The following is an 18692-nucleotide window of genomic DNA, read 5'->3' on the forward strand; positions in this document are numbered from 1 at the left end:
TCCATTATTACGTACCTACGTAATTTCGCACTTCCTGGGTGCGGGCCCTGGCCCGGCCGGTTCCGACCAGCACGCCGCCGAGCAGCACCCAGACGGCCGCCTCGAGCAGCAGCACCCGCTCCACCAGGGCGACCACCGGGCCCCGGCCCAGCACGAGCATGGCGATCCCGACCGCGGCAGACAGCGGCAGCGCCACCGCCGCCGCGACCACCGAGAGCCGGCGCAGCGCCCGCGGGGTGGTCGGCGACCAGGCCAGCGCGACCATCGCGAAGACACACGAGGCGACCGCGGCGATGCTCGCCGCGCCGTGCACGAGGTCGGCGGTCGTCGCCGGCTCGAACGGCGGCAACGGACAGCCGGCACTGCACGTCACCGCCCCCGACAGCACCGTGCAGGCGGCGCTGGTGGCCAGCAGCGCCGCCGCGGTGCGGACCAGATCGGGCAGCACCACGCCACCGACCCGCACCACCGGGCCGCCGTGCACCGGACCGGAGGTCGCCCGGCCGGGTCCGGCCGGCCGGCGGTCCGCCGGCCCGCGGGCCGCCCACGGCAGGGCCAGCGCGAAGAGCAGCAGACCGGCCGCGAGCACGAAGATCCCGATCCGGTACGTGGACGCGTACCCGCTGGACTCGACCCCGGCCTCGCTGACGTACCCGGTCAGTCCCGGGCCCGGCCCCGCGACCACCGCGACGGTGACCGCGACCGTGCCGCCGACGGCGCAGGCCGCCGCCCCGAACCCCGCCGCCGCCCGGAGCGGGTCAGCCACGCCCGTGCGGCGCGGTCCACCCGGTCAGGTCGGGACCCAGCGGCACGATCCCGGTCGGGTTGATCGCCGGATGCGTGCCGTAGTAGTGGCGCTTGATGTGATCGAAGTCGACGGTGTCGCCGAAACCCGGTGTCTGGAAGAGATCACGGGCGTACGCCCACAGCACCGGCATCTCGGTCAGCTTGCGCAGGTTGCACTTGAAGTGCCCGTGGTACGCCGCGTCGAAGCGCACCAGCGTCGTGAACAGCCGTACGTCCGCCTCGGTGATCGCGTCGCCCATCAGGTAACGCTGGCCGGCGAGGCGCTGCGACAACAGGTCCAGCCGGGCGAACAGATTGGTGAACGCCTCGTCGTACGCCTGCTGCGTCACCGCGAACCCGCACCGGTAGACGCCGTTGTTGACGTCGCGGAAGATCTCCGCGATCAGCGTGTCGAGGTCCGGGCGCAGCGCCTCGGGATAGAGGTCCGGCGCGCCGGGCCGGTGATACGCCCGCCACTGGGTGCTGAGGTCCAGGGTGATCTGTGGATAGTCGTTCGTCACCACCCGCCCGGTGACCGTGTCGACCAGCGCCGGCACGGTGACCCGGCCGGTGTAGTCGGGGTCGGTCGCCCGGTAGACCTCGGCGAGGAACTCCACCCCCAGCACCGGGTCGCGGCCGCCGTCGTCGAGGGTGAACCGCCAGCCGGCCTCGTCCCGGATCGGATCCACGGTGCCGACCGAGATCACCTCGTCGAGGCCGAGCAGCCCCAGCACGATCCGGGCCCGGTGCGCCCAGGGGCAGGCCCGGCACCAGATCAGCCGGTACCGGCCCGGCTCGACCGGCCACCGTCCCTGCGCGTCCGGGCCGCCGCCCGGCGCCGATCCCGAGTCGGCGGTGATCCGGTCGGTGAAGCGGTTGGGCTGGCGGACGAACTCGCCGCCGCTGCCGGTCTCCCGGGTGAACTGCGCCTGCGCCATACCGCCAACCTATCCGTGCCGGGCGTCGGCGCGCTGGCGGTGATCGAATGACGGGTATGGCACGCAGGACCGTGGTCGTCACCGGTGGCAGTTCCGGGATCGGGCTCGCGGCGGCCGTCGCGCTCGCCGGTGCCGGCGACGAGGTCGTGCTGCTCGACCGGCTGCGGGCCGCGGCGGGGCCGGCCGGGCCGGCCCGGATCGTCACCACCGGATCGCTCGCCGAGGCGTGGGGCCCGCTCGACGTCGACCGGCCGGCCGCACCCGTCGCGCGGTACCGCGTCCGGTGGCTGGCGTACGGCGCCAGCAAGCAGGCCAACCTGCTCTTCACCGTCGAGGCGGCCCGCCGGTTCGCCCCGCTCGGGGTGGTGCCGACGTGTTTCTTCCCCGGTCTGGTGCAGACCCGGTTCGGGCGCAGCAGCCCGCTGTTCAGCCTGGCGAAGACGATTCCACTGCTGTTCCGTACGCCCGAGCAGGGCGCCGACACCCTGGTCTGGCTGGCCACCGACGACGAGGCGCTGGTCCCGGGCGGCTACTTCGCCTTCCGCGCCCCGTTCGCCGCCACCCCGCGTTCGACCGACCCGGACCGCGCCCGCCGGCTCTGGTCGGCGAGCCTGCGCGCGGTCGGGCTGCCGGCGGTGAGCGGGCCGCAGTGACCACGGTCACCGCACCTGAGCACGGGACGGTTATGCTCGGGCCGGCCAGGGGCCCCCTCACACTTCCCCGGACTACCCGAAGGCGACAGATGGACCAGCCGAGTGGACCGCCGACCGAGATCGACATGACCCGGCCCAGCGCCGCCCGGGTCTACGACTACTTCCTCGGCGGAGCGCACAACTTCGAGATCGACCGCCAGCTCGCGGCGCAGATCGCGAGCATGACGCCCAATCTCGCCGACACGATGCGGGCCGGTCGGGCGTTGCTGCGCCGGGCCGTACGCGTCCTGGTCGCCGAGGGGATCGACCAGTTCCTCGACATCGGCTCCGGCATCCCCACCGTCGGCAACGTCCACGAGGTCGCCCAGGCCGCCAACCCCGAAGCCCGGATCGTGTACGTCGACATCGACCCGGTCGCCGTCGCGCACAGCCGGTCGATCCTCGCCGGCAACGACCGCTGTGCGGTGCTGCACGCCGACCTGCGCGAGCCGGAGCGGATCCTGGCCGAGGCGACCGCCACCGGGCTGATCGACCTGGAGCGGCCGGTCGCGATCCTGCTCGCCGGCGTCGTCCACTTCATTCCGGACGTCGACGACCCGGCCGCGATCCTCACCACCCTGCGCGAGGCGACGGTCCCCGGCAGCTACCTGCTGATCTCGCACTCGACCTTCGAGGACCAGCCGCAGGAGATGCTCGACGCGCAGCGGCTCTCCGCCCGCACCTCCACCGAGATCACGCTGCGCTCCAAGGCGGAGGTCGCCGGCTTCTTCGGCGATTTCACCATCCTCGAGCCGGGCGTCGTCCACATGCCCCTGTGGCGACCCGACGTACCATCCGATGTGGATGAACAGCCGGCGCGGTTCGGGGCGTTCGGCGCGCTCGGCCGCAACGACCGCACAGTCGGATAGCCGTGACAGGGCCCGCGGCCGGCGCCGCCGATTCCGACCGGGCGGAAGCCGACCGGTCCGCAGCCGGCCGGCCAGCCGTCGACCGGTCGACCGGCGCGCGATCCTCCCGGTCGGATGTGGACGGATTCAGTCGGACCGGCGCGCAGGTGTTCGCCCGGGACTGGGCCGAGGCCGTCGGGCGGCTGGGTTTCGTCCCGGTCAGCTCGGTCGAGATCGAGCGGATGCTGCTGGACCATACGGTCCGCCTGGCCCGGGCGGTGCTCGCGCCGGACTTCACCGACGGGCCGGGCCACGACGTCGGGACGGCCCTGGTCGAGTCGCACCTGACCGAGCCGGCGGTGCTCGGCTGGACCGTGCGCGCGATCGGTGAGTGGTTCGTCGCCCGCGTACTGCCCGACCTGACCGACGATCCGGCGGCGCGGGAGCGGGTCACGGCACTGCAGGGCGCGCTCGCCGCCGGCTTCTCCGCCGCGCTGCGCGACCGTACGTTCAGCCAGCAGGAGCGGCTCAGCCGCTCGGTGTGGGCCGCGCGCAACGAGGCCGAGCAGGCGCTGCGGGACAGCGAGGCGCGCTTCCGGGCGATCTTCACCGGGGCCGCGATCGGTATCGGGATCGCCGACACCGACGGCCGGATCGTCGAGGTCAACCAGGCGCTGGCCGACATGTTCGGCTACACCCCGGCGCAGATGCGGCAGGTCAACGTGTCGCAGCTCTTCCACGCCGACGACGCCGACGGGATGTGGCAGCACTACACCGACCTGATCCAGGGCAGATTCGACGCCGCCCGGATGGAGAAGCTCTACCACCGCAGCGACGGCACGGCCTTCTGGACCAACCTGGCGGTGTCGCTGGTCCGCCACGACGACGGCCGGCCACGCTTCACGGTCGCGATGATGGAGGACATCACCGACCGCTACGAACTGCAGGAACGGATGCGGTTCCAGGCACAGCACGACCCGCTCACCGGCCTGCCGAACCGCACCCTGTTCTTCGACCGGCTCACCGCGGTGCTCGACCGGGCCGGGCCCGGTGACCGGATCGGTGTCTGCTTCATCGACCTCGACGGCTTCAAGGCGATCAACGACAGCCTCGGGCACGACCTCGGCGACCGGCTGCTCAGCGTGGTCGCCAAGCGGCTGGCCGACTGCGTGGCCGACGGTGGTCACCTGGTGGCCCGGATGGGCGGCGACGAGTTCGTGATCCTGGTCGAGGGCAGCACCGGCCGCCGGGACGTGGTCGGCGTCGCCGAGGCGGCGCTGTCCGCCGTTGCCAGGCCGGTCCGGATCGGCGAACACCAACTCGCCGTCTCGGCCAGCATCGGCATCGTCGAACGCCCGGTCGTCGACACCGACCCGGCCGACCTGATGAAGGCCGCCGACACCACCCTCTACTGGGCCAAGGCCGACGGTCGCGGCCGGTGGGCGGTCTTCGACCCGGTACGCAGCGCGCGTGACCGGGCCAAGTCGGCGCTCGCCGCCGCGCTGCCGGCCGCGCTGGAGCGCGACGAACTCGTCATCGAATACCAGCCCATCGTCGCCACCGACGACCAGCGGCTTATCGCGGTCGAGGCGCTGGTCCGTTGGCAGCATCCGCAACTCGGCCGGCTCGGACCGGACCGGTTCATCTCGCTGGCCGAGGAGACCGGACTGATCGTCGACCTCGGCGACCGGGTGCTGGCGACCGCCTGCGCCGACGCGAGCCGCTGGCTGGCCGAGTTTCCCGACGCCCAGTTGCGGGTCAGCGTCAACCTGGCCGCCCGGCAGGCCAGCGAACCGGGGCTGGTCGGCAAGGTCTCCACGGCCCTGCGGCGCACCGGCCTGCCGGCGGAACTGTTGCAACTGGAGCTGACCGAGAGCGCGGTGATGGCCACGACGGGGGAGCCGTTGCGGTCGCTGCGCCGGCTCGCGGCGCTAGGCGTACGGCTGGCGATCGACGACTTCGGCACCGGATACTCCAACCTGGCCTATCTGCGCCGGCTGCCGATCCACACGCTCAAGTTGGCCGGCGCGTTCGTGGAGGGCATCCGGGGCGACGACCCGGTGAGCCAGGTCGACGAGCGGATCGTCGACGCGCTGGTGCGGTTGGCGCATGCGCTCAATCTGTCCGTGACCGCGGAGGCGGTGGAGACCCGGCACCAGGCCGACCGGCTGCTGGCACTCGGCTGCGACACCGGCCAGGGCCGCTTCTACGGCCCGCCGCAGGAGGCCGGCGGCATCACCGCCCTGCTGCGCGGCTCCGCCGACGTCGCCACCCGGGTCTGAGCCGCTACTCAGCGCCGATCTCGGCGAATGACGCACATGGGGCAAGTCCGATATGTAAAAGTTTCTCTCATCTCGGGCGTCCATCCGGATGCCGGTACGGAGGGAGCGGTGTCATGGCGGTGACAGCGGATCTTGCGAAGCTGCTGGACAAGTCGTACGAGGACAAGGAACTCGCCGAACTGGTCAACGCGCCGGTGGCCGCACTGGCCGGCGTGACCGACAACGACGCGAAGCTGCTCAGGGAAGCGCTCAACATCAAGACGATCGGGGATCTCGGCCGCAACAAGTACTTCCGCGCGGCCACCGCCCTGGTTACCCTCGCCGACGGCGCCCGGTAGCCAGGTTCCGGTGCCGGCCGTCGTGGCCGGCACCGGGAGCCGGTGCCTCCGTCGGTCGTGGCCGGGCCGGCCGCCGTCCCGGGTGATCAGCCTCGCCCGCCTGTCGTCGGCTTGACCAGGCGCGGACCGCTGACCTCGAACCCGTGGGCGAAGCAGAAGCGCTGCGTGTCAGATGGTATCCGCCGAAGAACGTCGTGGATCGTGATCTTCTGGCTCGTCAGCAGGGCTGTTAGGGTCGACGGTATGGACAGCATGCCGCCCGTCTCCGCCCTCGGTGCCCCGGCGGGCGCGTCGCTCGCCCACGACCTCGGGTTCAACCTGGGCGTGCTGTTCCGCGCGTACGTCAAGGCGTCGAACGAGGTGGTCAGCGACATCCCGGGCGGGCCGCGCGGATACCAGGTGCTCGCGGCGGCGGTCCACGGCGACGCCGGCAGCCAGTCCGCCCTCGCCAAGCGGCTCGGCATCGATCGCACCGTGATGACCTACCTGGTCGACGACCTGGAGACCGCGGAGCTGGTGGTCCGCCGGCCCGATCCGGCCGACCGGCGCAACCGTCGGATCGTCGCCACGGACAAGGGGCACCTCGCCTGGAAACTGGCCGAGCGTCACCTGCGGGCGATCGACTCGCACCTGCTCGGCGAGGTGTCCGAGGACGAGGAGCGCGTGTTCCGCGACGTGCTGCAGCGCCTGGCCGTGCGGGCCAACGAGGTCGACCGGCTCGACAACGCGTGCGAGCTGGTCCAGGACCTCGGCTCCGAGCCGCCGTCGGCGCCGAAGCGGCGTACCCGGCGCGCCCCGGCGGACCGCCGGGCCGACGCGGCCTCCTGATCGATCTGTGACGAGCGTGACGGCACGAGTGGGTCTCAAGATGAGTGGTCCGACATGCGATTGGTTTCTCATACCGTCGGCTCCACCACTTGACCGGAGGGCGTCATGGACTACGGACACCCGTTGCAGTTCGGTACCTTCATCACCCCGACCGCGACGCCGCCGGACGCCGCCGTCGCCCGTGCCCAGCTCAGCGAGGAACTCGGCTACGACCTGGTCACCTTCCAGGACCACCCCTACCAGCCGGGGTTCCTCGACACCTGGACGCTGATGACCTGGGTGGCCGCGCAGACCCGGTCGGTGCACATCTCCGCGAACGTGCTCAACCTGCCGCTGCGCCCACCGGCCGTCACCGCCCGGGCCGCCGCCAGCCTCGACCTGCTCTCCGGTGGCCGGTTCGACCTCGGGCTCGGCGCCGGCGGCTTCTGGGACGCGATCGAGGCGATGGGTGGCCGCCGGCTGACCCCGGGACAGTCGGTCGACGCGCTCGACGAGGCGATCGACGTCATCCGCGGGATCTGGGCCGCCGACGAGCCCGGCATCCTGAAGCACGACGGTGACCACTACCGGGTGCACGGCGCCAAGCGCGGCCCGCTGCCGGCCCACGACATCCCGATCTGGCTGGGCGCGTACAAGCCCCGGATGCTGCGGCTGGTGGGGCGTAAGGCCGACGGCTGGCTGCCGTCGCTGCCGTACCTGAAACCCGGTGACCTGGCCGCGGGGCAGGCGGTCATCGACGAGGCGGCACGGGAGGCCGGTCGGGATCCGCGCGAGATCCGCCGGCTGCTCAACATCAGCGGCACGTTCTCGGCGTCCCGGCGCGGGTTCCTCGACGGTCCGAGCACCCAGTGGGTGGAGGAACTGCTGCCCCTGGTGCTGCGCGACGGCATCGGCACCTTCATCGTGATGGCCGACGACCCGGACGTCATGCGGCGGTTCGCCGAAGAGGTCGCCCCGGCACTGCGGGCGGCCGTCGCCCGGGAACGTGGCCCGCGGACCGCGACCGCCGTTCGTGGTGCCGCCGCCCTGGCCCGCCGTCGGGCCGGCATCGACTACGACGCCGTACCCGCCTCGCTCGCGGCGGCGACCGTCGAGCCGGGGGACTTCGGATACGCCCGGGTCCGCTCGTCGGCGATGCGGGCCGGTTCACCGGGCCTCGTCCTGCAACCCCGGAACCCCGCCGAGGTGGTCGACGCGCTCGCCTTCGCCCGCGAACAGCCGGTGCCGCTGTCGGTCCGCAGCGGCGGACACGGTATCGGCGGCCGCTCCACCAACGACGGCGGCATCGTGATCGACCTGGCCGGCCTCGACGCGATCGAGGTCGTGGACCGGGAAACCCGCCGGGTACGCATCGAGCCCGGGGCCCGCTGGGGTGACGTCGCCACCGCACTCGCCCCGTACGGCTGGGCGCTGACCTCCGGCGACTACGGCGGGGTCGGGGTCGGCGGGCTGGCGACCTCCGGCGGGATCGGTTGGCTCGTCCGCCAACACGGGCTGACCATCGACCACCTGCTCGCCGTCGACCTGGTCCTCGCCGACGGCAGCCGGGTCCGGGCCAGCGCGGACGAGAACGCCGACCTGTTCTGGGGGGTCCGCGGCGCCGGTGCCAACCTCGGCATCGTGACCTCGTTCGAGTTCGTCGTCGACGAGGTCGGTGACGTCGGCTTCGGACAGTTCGCCCTGGACGCGAGCGACACCGCCGGCCTGCTCGAACGCTTCGGCAAGGTGCTGGAGGCGGCACCGCGCGACACCACCGCCAACCTGATCATGAGTGGCGCGCGGCGCGGTCGACCGCCGGTCGCGCAGATCATGGCCGTCGTCGACTCCGCCGACCCGGACACCGTGGTCGAACGGCTCCAGCCGATCGCCGAGATCGCCCCGGTGCTCGACCAGGCCGCGCAGATCGTGCCGTACGCCGCCCTCATGCACCACGTCGAGGGATCGCACCAGGGGCAGGGTGAACCGGTCTCCCGCTCCGGGCTGCTCGACCACCTCACCCCGGAGTTCACCACCGCGGCGGCACACCTCGTCGCCAGCGGGGCGGTGTACTTCTTCCAGATCCGGGCGATGGGTGGGGCCGTGGCGGACGTCGATCCCGACGCGACCGCCTTCGCCCACCGGTCGGCCAACTTCCAGGTGGTCGCGTTCGGGACCGACCGCCGGCGCATCGACCGGCTGTGGGACGACCTCGCCGGGCACTTCTCCGGGCTCTACACCAATTTCGAGACCGACCTGCGCCCGGAACGGATCAGCGACGCCTTCCCGCCCGCGACGCTGCGGCGACTGCGCGAACTGAAACGGCGCCACGACCCGGGCAACCTGTTCCGCGACAACTTCAACGTGGCCTGACCCGGCCGACCCGGCCCGGTGCGGGCCGGGTCGGCGGGTGCGGGTGGTGCAGGCGTACAAGAGGTTCGGTCCCGCCGATTGATACATATCACCCGACGCTTTTTCCATTCACGTTTTCCCGCATTCGGCAAATGGTCGCTCCCCGGCAAAAGCGGGCACGTACCCCAATTGATTTATCAAACCATTCCATTGCCGTCTGTCGCTGGATTACAGTATTCCCGCCGGCTCGCTAGAGAGCGCTCCTCGCTGCTCGACACCCCAGTTACCGACGGGAAGGAATCCCATGAACACATCAGTTCCGCGCGGCCGCAAAGCGGTGGCGCGACTGTTGTTCGGCGCGGCATTGGCGACGCTGATGGCCGTTTCCACCGGCGGTGCCGCCACGGCCGGCACCGCCGTCGACGCCGGCCCGGGCTCCGGCTCGACGGTGTCGGCGCGCTCCGACGCCTACCTGAAGGACACCGCCTCGGACATCGGTCTCGAACCCCACGGCGCGATCCTCTCGTCCTTCTTCAACAGCCCGGACGTCAAGATCTGCGCAGGGCCGCTGCCCTGCGTCCACAGCAACCCGGTCGTCGGGTCGACCAGCTACATCCACGCCAACATCCGCCGCGACGGCCCGTACGGAACGGGCCTGAGCGTCGGAACCCTGCGGGCCTACTACACCACGTCCGGTGGCGGCGCCATCTGGCCGACGGACTGGACGCCGATCGGCTCCACCCCGGTCGCGGTCGCCCCCGGGGTCACCGCCGTGACGATCCCATGGGTTAACGTGCCCTCCCTCGGCCACTTCTGCCTCCTGCTCCGCTGGGAGTCGGCGACCGACCCGATGACCTTCGAGGGCCCGGCCACGTCCATCAACACGCAGTACAACAACAACATCGTCTGGAAGAACGCGAACACCGTCTCGGTCGGCGGGGGCGGAATCATCGACCGGCCGTTCGCGGTGGCGAACGCGCTCAACGTCGCGGCCCCCTTCGACATCGCGGTCCGGCCGCTGGCCGAACCCGTACCGGGGCTGCGGGTCGTCGCCGACCTCGGTCCGGAACTGTTCGCCCGCTGGCAGCAGGCGGGTCAGCAGGGTGAGGGCATCCGGGTGGTCGGCCGCAACCAGATCGAGTTCGCCGATCCGCAGCGGGCCACGATCAAGGGCATCCGGATCAACCCGGGTGAGCGTCCCGTCCTGAAGCTGAGCTTCTCGGCGGCCCAACCGCTGCAGAAGTCGTACGGGCTCCAGATCACGCAGGTCGGACCACTGCGCGAACCCGGTGAGAGCTTCGTCGTCGGCGGCGTGGACTACACCATCGAGCCGGGCAGAGCGCAGGGCTAGACGGACCGGACAACCGGAGAGCCAGCACGTCACGGTGGGCCGGGAGTCGTGGATCACATCCGCGGCGCCCGGCCCACCGGCGTGCGCCGAGGCCCGCCCGGCACGATCGAACCTGAGACCGGTGCGTTCGGCCACGGGCGGTGGGTGCGGCGGCGCGGGGCGTGCGCTGGCACGGCGAACGCCGTACGGGTGAGAGAGGTGAGCACGCCCCGCGCCACCGCGGTGCCGGGTCGGCCGAAGACCCGGCGGGGAAGTCGTCAGGCGACTCCCGGGGAGGGACCGGGCCCTGCCGGGCCCGGCGCGCTAACGACGCCTGAGGACTCCGGGCAGAACCACGATCCACGCGCGCCCGTGTCGGCGCGCTCCGTGGTGGCTCGTCATGCCCATGAGCATGCGCCGACCGGCGGCGGCCGGCAACGCAATTAAGCCCCGGCGGGGGCGGTGAGCAGGCCGTTGAGCGGGGCGACAAGTCAGCCGCAAGAGACCCGCAAGTGCGGCCGGGCGCAATGGCGGTACCACACGAAGGAGATGATGGTGGACTTTCATCGCCGTCGCGGCCGCCGCCACCGGTGGTACGCGATGACACTCTGCGCGGCTCTGGTGCTGGGGCTCGCCGCCCCGGCCCGGGCCGCGGACCCGGTCGCCTACGACGAGCCGGGTACCCACGACGCGCTGTTCGCGGCCGCGGTGGGCGTACGCAGTACCGGCACCGCCGGTCTGGTCGACACGGTGGTCGCCGCCGAGTTGCTCGACTGGCGGGGCAGGAACCCGGCCGCCTCCCGGCCGGAGATCCAGCAGCACCTCACCGCCACCACCACGGCGGTGACGCAGGCCGTCCGTACCGACGACGAGTCGCCGGCGAAGCTGCTGCAGTTGGCGGCGGCGATGGCCCGGCTGGCCGACACCGACGGGGCGTACCTGGGCGGGCCGACCGTCGGCGCGGTGCTGCGCAGCACCACCGGCGAGGAGCTGGCCGGCATCGTGCCGCCGATCGAGCAGGTCCGGACCGGCACCCAGGAACACGTCTGGGACATCCTGTTCCGGGGGGCGCACACGCAGGTGTGGCGTACCTTCCACCGGCACGGCGCCGCCGACGCCGACCTCGCCGCCGTCTGGAACGGCGCGTACGGCAACCGGCTCGGGGTCGTGCTGGGCGCCACCGCCACCGCGCTCGCGGCCCTGCCGGAACTCGCCGGCCACCTCGACCTGGCGGCGATCACCGCCAAGCGTGGTGACAAGGAGGCGTACGAGGCGGTGGTCCGGGCCCAGCTCGACGCGGTTCTCGCGGAACTGAAGGCGCGGGCCGAGACGACGGTCACCGCCGTGGTCGCCGCGTCGGACAAGTTCCCGGTCGACGGCCCGAACAAGCCGACCAGCACCGACGAGGCGGCCGCGAAGGCGGCGGCCGAGGCGAACAAGAAGGCGCTGGAGGGCCTGGGGCAGGCGGTCTCCGTACTGTCCTTCCTGGCCGGCCTCGTCGACAAGCCGTTCGGCAAGCAGATCGAGACGATCGGCAAGGCCGTCGTCGGCGCGGTCAGCGCGATCAGCACGTACGTGACGACGATCTCCGCCGCGACGATGACCGCGGCCAGCCTGGCACTGGCCTCGATCACGCTGGTCGGCGGCCTGGTCGGCGCCGCGATGCTGCTGCTGCCGCTGTTCACCGGCAGCGGCGGCGCCGACTCGGCGGTCAGCCAGCAGATCGCCCAGCTGCGGGACCAGGTGACCCGCCTCGCCGCCGGACTGGACAAGCGGTTCGACCGGATCGAGAAGATGCTCGGCGCCATGTACGACGGCCTGACCGCCCAGCTCACCGCACTGGCCCGGGAGAACGTCGAGGTCAAGGCGCAGCTGACCGTCATCGCCGGCCAGTTGCTCGTCCTCGACCAGCGGGTCGACGCGCTCGCGCTGGCCAGCCAGGCCGCGTTCGAGGAGGTGGCGCAGAAGCCGCTGAAGACCACCATCGACCGGTACGTGCACCGGGAGGCGCGCGGCGTGCCGGCGATCGGCTCGTACGACGTGTACTTCGACGAGGCCGACTCGCCGACCCGTACGTTCGCCGTCGACGACGCCCGGCGGGCGCCGTACGTGGTGCCGGTGGGCGCGCCGCTCACCGACCCGGTCGCGACCGTCGACCTGCACCTGCCCAGCGGTTCGATCGACTACCTGGCCCGGTGGGCCGGCCAGCGCGGGATCGCGTTGACCCCGGCGCCCGGCGACCAGCCGGCGGCGGAGGTGGCCAACCCGGCCGCGTGGCTGCTCGGCGCCCGGGCGAACCTGATCATCGCGTTGCAGAACCCGATGTACGCCGGCCAGCTCGCGGCGACCGAGACGGAGACCACCATCGCCGCCGGTGACGCGGTCAACCGCCGGGTCCGGCAGTTCAGCGCCCCGGCGGCCGACGGCGACACCAACGCGCTGTTCAAGACGCTGCTCGCCGACTACGCCTCGGCGCTGGCCGGCTGGTCGACGGCGCTGGCCGAGGTGGGCCGGGCGGTCCGGTGGGTCGAGACCGACCGCGACTACGACATGTGGGGCAGCCCGGACCAGGCCGTCCCGGCCGGTGGTCGGGTGGCGGACGTCGCGACGATGCCGTACTGCGAAAACAACGGCCGGGCCGTGTCCACGCCGACCAACGTGAACCGCTCGGCCCTGCCGAACGTCTACCACCTCGGCAACTACGGCATGCCGCCCGGACACCGGCCCGAGCTGCGCAGCTGTCTCGAAGCCAGCTACGAGAATCTCCGGACCACCACCGGACCCCGGTTCGAGATCACGTCCGGGACGCTGAAGCTCGTCACCCGGCAGCAGGCGAAGTGGGGCGGCGGGCAGTGGCGGGACGTCCGCACCGTCACCTGGCGGACCGGGCTGAGCGAGATCTGTTCGTGGACGGTCCGGGACCCGATGCCGACCGGCTACTGCCACGAACCGGACCACTTCGTCACCAAGAACTGGACGTCGACGTACCGGTCGAAGCTGGAGACGGTGGGGACCGTCGTCGACGACCCGGCCGTGCTGGAGGAGGCCCGGGTCAAGGTCCGGGCGATGCTCACCGGCAAGCAGAAGTACTTCTACCGGGTCGCCGCGCTGGGCACCGGCACCGAGCGGCCGCCGGCGGGCAGCTGGTCGCCGTCCCAGCAGCTCTGGGACGCCGGACACAAGGTCACCGACGCCGTACGGATGCTGCAGATCTTCAGCGAGCTCGGCTGGGCCTCGGCCCTGGAGCGGGACGACCTGATGAACGCCCAGCTCTTCGGCGACCGGGCGCTGCCGGCGGACTTCGGCCTGCCGCGCAGCCAGAACAGCCACGACCCGGGCTCGCAGTACCTGCGCAACGCGTTCCACCGGGCGGTGGCCAACTACGCCCCCTGCCAGCAGTACCTGGACTGGGATCCGTGCCAGGGCGACCTGACCGGGCACGACCCCCGGTACAACCAGGAGCGGTTCGGTCCGGAGTGCGCGCTCTCGACCGCGGCCGGCCGGCCGATCGACCCGCTCGGCTCCTGCGTCTTCCAGGCCGCGCAGGCCGGGGCGGCCACCCTGGCCGAGCGGTACCGGGACTGGTCGGGTCGGGTCAGGGGCGGCACGCACCGGGAGGGCCTGCCGGCGGTGACCACCGTCGTCGACCTGCTCCGGGCGACGAACGAGCACGTACACACCGCCACGAACTGACCAGGCGGCACCGCGATCGGGGGTCCGGGACACCGGGCCCCCGATCCGCCGTACGCCGGGTCCGTGACCGGTCAGGGGAGGCAGGCCGGCCGGGGCCGTGACAGGATCGGTCCACGGGCGGCCGCGGCGGGACCACGACGTCCGCGACCCGGGGAGTGGATGCCGTGAAGTTGCACGAGGAGATCAGCGGCCGGCTGCGGGACTTCATCGAGGCGCAGCGGATGTTCTTCGTGGCCACCGCCCCGAGCGGCGCCGACGGCCACGTCAACGTCTCCCCGAAGGGCATGGCCGGCACCTTCGCGGTGCTCGACGGGCACCGGGTGGCCTATCTCGACTATCACGGCAGCGGCGCCGAGACGATCGCCCACCTGCGTGACAACGGCCGGATCACGGTGATGTTCTGTGCCTTCGAGGGGCCGCCGAACATCGTCCGGCTGTACGGCCGGGGCACCTTCGTCGCGATCGACGACCCGGCCTGCGACGACCTGCTGCCGCTCTTCCCGGACCCGCCCGACCTGCACGGGCTGCGCGCGGTGATCACCATCGACGTGCACCGGATCAGCGACTCCTGCGGATACGCGGTGCCGTTGATGGCCTACGAGGGCGATCGTGACCTGCTGGTCCGGGCACACTCCCGGCGCACCGACGCGGACCTGGTCGAGTACCGGGCCACCCGCAACGCGGCCAGCATCGACGGACTGCCCACCTTCTCCTGACCCGCACGGTCGGGCGGTTCCCGCGCTCACCTGCCGTGTTACGTTCCCCGGCGGCCAGGGTAGAAGCCGCAGCCGACGGGCCTGAGGGTCCGTCGGTTCGTGCTGTCGTCGGTTGGAGGTGCCATGGGACCGGGTCCGCTTCCCGCCGATCTGGCTGCCGCGCTCGACGCCGGTGGGGAGATGGGCGCCCGGATCCGCGACCTCGACTGGGCGGCGACCCCGATCGGCTGCGACCTCGGCAGTTGGCCCGAACCGCTGCGGCACGCGACCGTACGCATGCTCGCCTCCCGCGCCCAGATCGTCATCTTCTGGGGCCCCGACCACGTGGCGCTCTACAACGACGCCTACGTGCCGACGATGGGTGACAAGCATCCGGACTGGCTCGGCTGCCCCGGGCGGGAGATGTGGAGCGAGGCGTGGGAGGTCCTCGGCCAGCTCTTCGCCGAGGTGGCCGAGACCGGCCGGTCGTTCTGGGCCGCGGACTACCCGTTCATGCTGCACCGGCACGGCTTCCTCGAAGAGACGTACTTCGACGTCTCGTACGACCCGATCCGCGACGACGAGGGTGCGGTGGTCGGCGTCTTCTGCATCGTCAGCGACACCACCAGCCGGGTGCTCGGCGAGCGGCGGGTCGGTGCGCTGAGCGCGCTCGGGGTCCGGCTGGCGGACGCCTCCGGCCAGGCCGACCTGGGCGCCCGCGTCTCGGCCGTGCTCGGCGAGCACCCGAACGACGTACCGTTCGCCCTGCTCTATCTCGACGACGCCGGCGAGCCGACGCTGGCCGGCCCCGGGGCGCCCCGGCCGGGTGCGCCGTTGGCGGCCGACCGGACGGCGGAGCCGGCCGCCAACGACACGGCGGTGGCACTGGTCGCGGCGGCCGGCGTGCCCGGCGCCGCGGTGCTCACCCCCGAGCTCCGACCGCACACCCCGGGGGCCGGGGCGGCCCTGTTGCGGCAGGTGGTGGCACAGGGGCGGGCGGCGCGGGCCCCGGTGTCGGCGTTCGTGTCGACGGTGCCGGAGCAGAGCGCCGACGAGGCACTGGTCCTGCCGGTGACCGGCGGCGCGCGCACCGTCGGCGCCCTGGTGCTCGGTGCCAGCCGCCGGCTCGCGGTCGACCAGCGGTACCGCGACTTCTTCCATCTGCTGGCCGCACAGGTGTCCGGCGCGGTCACCAACCAGCGGGCGTACGAGCTGGAGCGGGCGCGCACCGCGCAGCTCGCCGCCCTCGACCAGGCGAAGACCAACTTCTTCTCCAACGTCAGCCACGAGTTCCGGACCCCGTTGACCCTGATCCTCGGGCCGCTGGAGGAGGCGCTGGCCGGACCGGACCTGTCGCCGGCCGACCGGGACGCCCTGGAGTTGATGCACCGCAACGCACTGCGGCTGCTCAAGCTGGTCAACACCGTCCTCGACTTCTCCCGGATCGGCTCGGGCCGGGTGGGTGCCAGCTACCAGCCCACCGACCTGTCGGACTACACCGCCCGGCTGGCCGGCAACTTCCGGTCCGCGGCCGAGCGGGCCGGGCTGCGGCTCGACGTCGACTGCCCGCCGCTGCCCGCTCCGGTGCACCTCGACCGGGAGATGTGGGAGAAGATCGTCCTCAATCTGCTGTCCAACGCGCTGAAGTTCACCTTCGCCGGCCGGATCACCGTACGGACCTTCGCGGCCGGCCGGACCGCGGTGCTGGAGGTGTCGGACACCGGGGTCGGTATCCCCGAGCGCGACCTGCCACTGGTCTTCGAACGGTTCCAGCGGGTCGTCGGCCGCCGGGGCCGCAGCCACGAGGGCACCGGCATCGGCCTGGCCCTGGTCCGTGAACTCACCGAGCTGCACGGCGGCCGGGTCGCGGTGGACAGCCGGCCCGACGTCGGCAGCACGTTCACGGTGACGCTGCCGTTCGGCACCGGTCACCTGCCCGGCGACCAGCTGGTCGCCGGCGACGTCGCGCCGGTCGAGAGCGACACCGCCCGGCTCTACCTCGCCGAGGCGGAGCGCTGGGCGGGCGCGGAGCCGTCACCACCCGCGGCGGTCACGGCCGGGCGGCCCGGCCCGTCGGCCGGTGACGACACCGGTACGGCCGGACACGGTGGCCGGATCCTCGTCGCCGACGACAACGCCGACCTGCGCGACCACCTGACCCGGCTGCTCTCACCGAACTTCGAGGTGGTGGCGGTCGCCGACGGTGTCGCCGCCGTGCAGGCCGCCGCCCGCGGCGCCTTCGACCTGGTCATCACCGACGTGATGATGCCCCGGATGGACGGGGTCGAGCTGGTGGCGGCACTACGCGCGGACCCGCGTACCCGGCACCTGCCGATCGTGATGCTCTCCGCCCGCGCCGGTGAGACGGCGGCCGTCGAGGGCCTGACCGCGGGCGCCGACGACTACCTGGTCAAGCCGTTCTCCGGGCAGGAACTGATCGCCCGGGTACGGTCCAACGTCGAGCTGGGGCAGCTCCGCGGTCAGATCATCCGGCAGTTGCGGGCGCTGACCGACGCCGCCGTGGCGGTCAACACCGCCCAGTCGACGGCCGAGGTGACCGAGGCCGCGGCCCGGCACGCGCAGCTGGCCGTACGCGCGGCCCGGGTCGTGGTCAGCGTTCCTGGTGCCCACTTCGAGGCGGACGCCGGCGGCGACCTGCCCGCCGACCCGCCACTGGTGGTGCCGCTGCTCGGCATGACCGGGGGCCCGTTCGGCGAGCTGCGGGTCTGGCCGCACCGCGGCACGGTCGCCGACGCCGAGGAGGAGGCGCTCGCCCAACTCGCCCGCCTGGTCGGCGTACGGCTCGACAACGCCCGCCTCTACGAGGCCGAACACCGGATCGCGATGACCCTGCAGCACAGCCTGCTGCCGCAGTCGCTGCCGCAGCTGCCCGGCGCGATCGTGGCCAGCCGCTACCTGGCCGGCAACAGCGAGGTCGAGGTCGGCGGCGACTGGTACGACGCGATCCCGGTCGACGACGGCCGGCTCGTGCTGGTGATCGGCGACGTGGTCGGCAAGGGTGTGGTGGCCGCCGCCGCCATGGGACAGCTACGCAACGCGCTGCGGGCGTACGTGCTGGAGGGGTTCGATCCGGGGGCGGCGCTGACCCGGCTGAACCGGCTGATCGGCACGGTCGGCCGGCGCTCGTTCGCCACCGTGGTGTGCGTACGCTTCGATCCCGTCACCGGACGGCTCTGGTATGCCAGTGCCGGGCATCCGCCGCCGGCGCTGATCGGGGCGGACGGCTCGGCCCGGTTCCTCTACGCCAAGGCGCTCGGCCCGCCGGTCGGCGCGCTGCCCGACGCCGAATACGTGACCGTCGAGGGGCGGCTCGATCCGGGCGCCCGGATCCTGCTCTACACCGACGGCCTGGTCGAGGACCGACGGCAGGGCATCGACGACGGGCTCGCCCAGCTGCTCGTCGACGCGGCCCGCCCGACCGACCATGTCGACGACCTGGTCGAGGCGATGGTCGGACGGGTGGCCGGCCGGACCCGACGCGACGACGTCGCGGTGCTGGCCCTGGAGGCCGCCGAGCCCGACCGGCTCGTGCTGCGCCTGCCGACCGACCCGGCCCGGCTCAGCGTGCTGCGCCGGCGGCTGGAGGACTTCCTGACCGGGCACGGGGTGCCGGAGAACGACGTGTTCGACCTGATCGTGGCGGTCTCCGAGGCGGCGGCCAACGCGATGGAACATCCGGTCGAGCCGGCCCGGGACACGATCGAGGTCGAGGTGGCGATCGGTCAGGAGGCCGTCACCGCCGTCGTACGCGACAGCGGCCGGTGGCGGGAGTCCGACGGCGCCGGGTTCCGCGGCCGGGGACTGGCGCTCATCGGCGCGCTCGCCGAGTTGACGGTGCACCGGTCCGACGAGGGTACGACGGTGACCGTGCACCGTCGGCTGGGCGGTTGACCGCGGGCGGCGGCTGTACGCC

At 72.5% G+C, this 18692-nt stretch carries 11 protein-coding genes and 1 pseudogene; 10 read left to right on the top strand and 2 right to left on the bottom strand.

All coding sequences use genetic code 11. The annotated features are described in order from the left end of the window. Positions 1-7: 7 nt before the first annotated feature. Entirely contained in the window at positions 8-685 is a 678-nt protein-coding gene (locus Prubr_RS19650) for a DUF998 domain-containing protein (RefSeq protein WP_425517924.1), read from the bottom strand. Next, positions 658-1724 (bottom strand): annotated as a pseudogene (locus Prubr_RS19655) (glutathione S-transferase family protein). The gene Prubr_RS19650 and the pseudogene Prubr_RS19655 overlap by 28 nt, the downstream one beginning before the upstream one ends. Positions 1725-1780: 56 nt before the next feature. Here Prubr_RS19655 and Prubr_RS19660 point away from each other — a divergent pair. The 10 genes from Prubr_RS19660 (at position 1781) to Prubr_RS19705 (ending at position 18670) form a co-directional block, all read left to right on the top strand. After that, positions 1781-2377: a Rossmann-fold NAD(P)-binding domain-containing protein gene (locus tag Prubr_RS19660; RefSeq protein WP_425517925.1), complete on the top strand. Its 597-nt coding sequence runs from the start codon at positions 1781-1783 to the stop codon at positions 2375-2377. An 89-nt stretch (positions 2378-2466) separates the two neighbouring features. Then, entirely contained in the window at positions 2467-3285 is an 819-nt protein-coding gene (locus Prubr_RS19665) for an SAM-dependent methyltransferase (protein WP_246567369.1), read from the top strand. Between the two features lie 116 nt (positions 3286-3401). Further along, the gene (locus Prubr_RS19670) at positions 3402-5546 is read left to right on the top strand and encodes a putative bifunctional diguanylate cyclase/phosphodiesterase (protein ID WP_212816403.1); all 2145 of its coding nucleotides are present in this window, start codon (positions 3402-3404) and stop codon (positions 5544-5546) included. A 113-nt stretch (positions 5547-5659) separates the two neighbouring features. Further along, the gene (locus Prubr_RS19675) at positions 5660-5884 is read left to right on the top strand and encodes a hypothetical protein (protein WP_212816404.1); all 225 of its coding nucleotides are present in this window, start codon (positions 5660-5662) and stop codon (positions 5882-5884) included. Positions 5885-6127: 243 nt separating this feature from the next. Continuing rightward, positions 6128-6712 carry a MarR family winged helix-turn-helix transcriptional regulator gene (locus Prubr_RS19680; protein WP_212816405.1) on the top strand — a complete coding sequence of 195 codons (585 nt, stop codon included), beginning with the start codon at positions 6128-6130 and terminating at the stop codon, positions 6710-6712. Positions 6713-6817: 105 nt separating this feature from the next. Continuing rightward, on the top strand, positions 6818-9061 hold the full coding sequence (locus Prubr_RS19685; protein WP_212816406.1) for an LLM class flavin-dependent oxidoreductase: 2244 nt from the start codon (positions 6818-6820) through the stop codon (positions 9059-9061). A gap of 283 nt (positions 9062-9344) precedes the next feature. Continuing rightward, the gene (locus tag Prubr_RS19690) at positions 9345-10391 is read left to right on the top strand and encodes a hypothetical protein (protein WP_212816407.1); all 1047 of its coding nucleotides are present in this window, start codon (positions 9345-9347) and stop codon (positions 10389-10391) included. 579 nt (positions 10392-10970) lie between these two features. Next, positions 10971-14063 (top strand): hypothetical protein, encoded by a 3093-nt coding sequence (locus Prubr_RS19695; RefSeq protein ID WP_212816408.1) that lies wholly within the window; start codon positions 10971-10973, stop codon positions 14061-14063. Positions 14064-14227: 164 nt separating this feature from the next. After that, a complete protein-coding gene (locus Prubr_RS19700; protein ID WP_212816409.1) occupies positions 14228-14779 on the top strand; it encodes a pyridoxamine 5'-phosphate oxidase family protein in 552 nt (183 codons plus the stop codon). A 123-nt stretch (positions 14780-14902) separates the two neighbouring features. Further along, positions 14903-18670 carry a SpoIIE family protein phosphatase gene (locus Prubr_RS19705; RefSeq protein ID WP_212816410.1) on the top strand — a complete coding sequence of 1256 codons (3768 nt, stop codon included), beginning with the start codon at positions 14903-14905 and terminating at the stop codon, positions 18668-18670. Positions 18671-18692 lie beyond the last annotated feature (22 nt).

Source organism: Polymorphospora rubra (assembly GCF_018324255.1).
GTDB lineage: Bacteria > Actinomycetota > Actinomycetes > Mycobacteriales > Micromonosporaceae > Polymorphospora > Polymorphospora rubra.

What these genes read in the sequence shown, in the direction of transcription:
- Prubr_RS19660 (WP_425517925.1), top strand. Translation starts at nt 1,781, where the DNA reads ATGGCACGCAGGACCGTGGTCGTCACCGGTGGCAGTTCCGGGATCGGG.
- Prubr_RS19665 (WP_246567369.1), top strand. Translation starts at nt 2,467, where the DNA reads ATGGACCAGCCGAGTGGACCGCCGACCGAGATCGACATGACCCGGCCC.
- Prubr_RS19675 (WP_212816404.1), top strand. Translation starts at nt 5,660, where the DNA reads ATGGCGGTGACAGCGGATCTTGCGAAGCTGCTGGACAAGTCGTACGAG.
- Prubr_RS19680 (WP_212816405.1), top strand. Translation starts at nt 6,128, where the DNA reads ATGGACAGCATGCCGCCCGTCTCCGCCCTCGGTGCCCCGGCGGGCGCG.
- Prubr_RS19685 (WP_212816406.1), top strand. Translation starts at nt 6,818, where the DNA reads ATGGACTACGGACACCCGTTGCAGTTCGGTACCTTCATCACCCCGACC.
- Prubr_RS19690 (WP_212816407.1), top strand. Translation starts at nt 9,345, where the DNA reads ATGAACACATCAGTTCCGCGCGGCCGCAAAGCGGTGGCGCGACTGTTG.
- Prubr_RS19695 (WP_212816408.1), top strand. Translation starts at nt 10,971, where the DNA reads ATGACACTCTGCGCGGCTCTGGTGCTGGGGCTCGCCGCCCCGGCCCGG.
- Prubr_RS19705 (WP_212816410.1), top strand. Translation starts at nt 14,903, where the DNA reads ATGGGACCGGGTCCGCTTCCCGCCGATCTGGCTGCCGCGCTCGACGCC.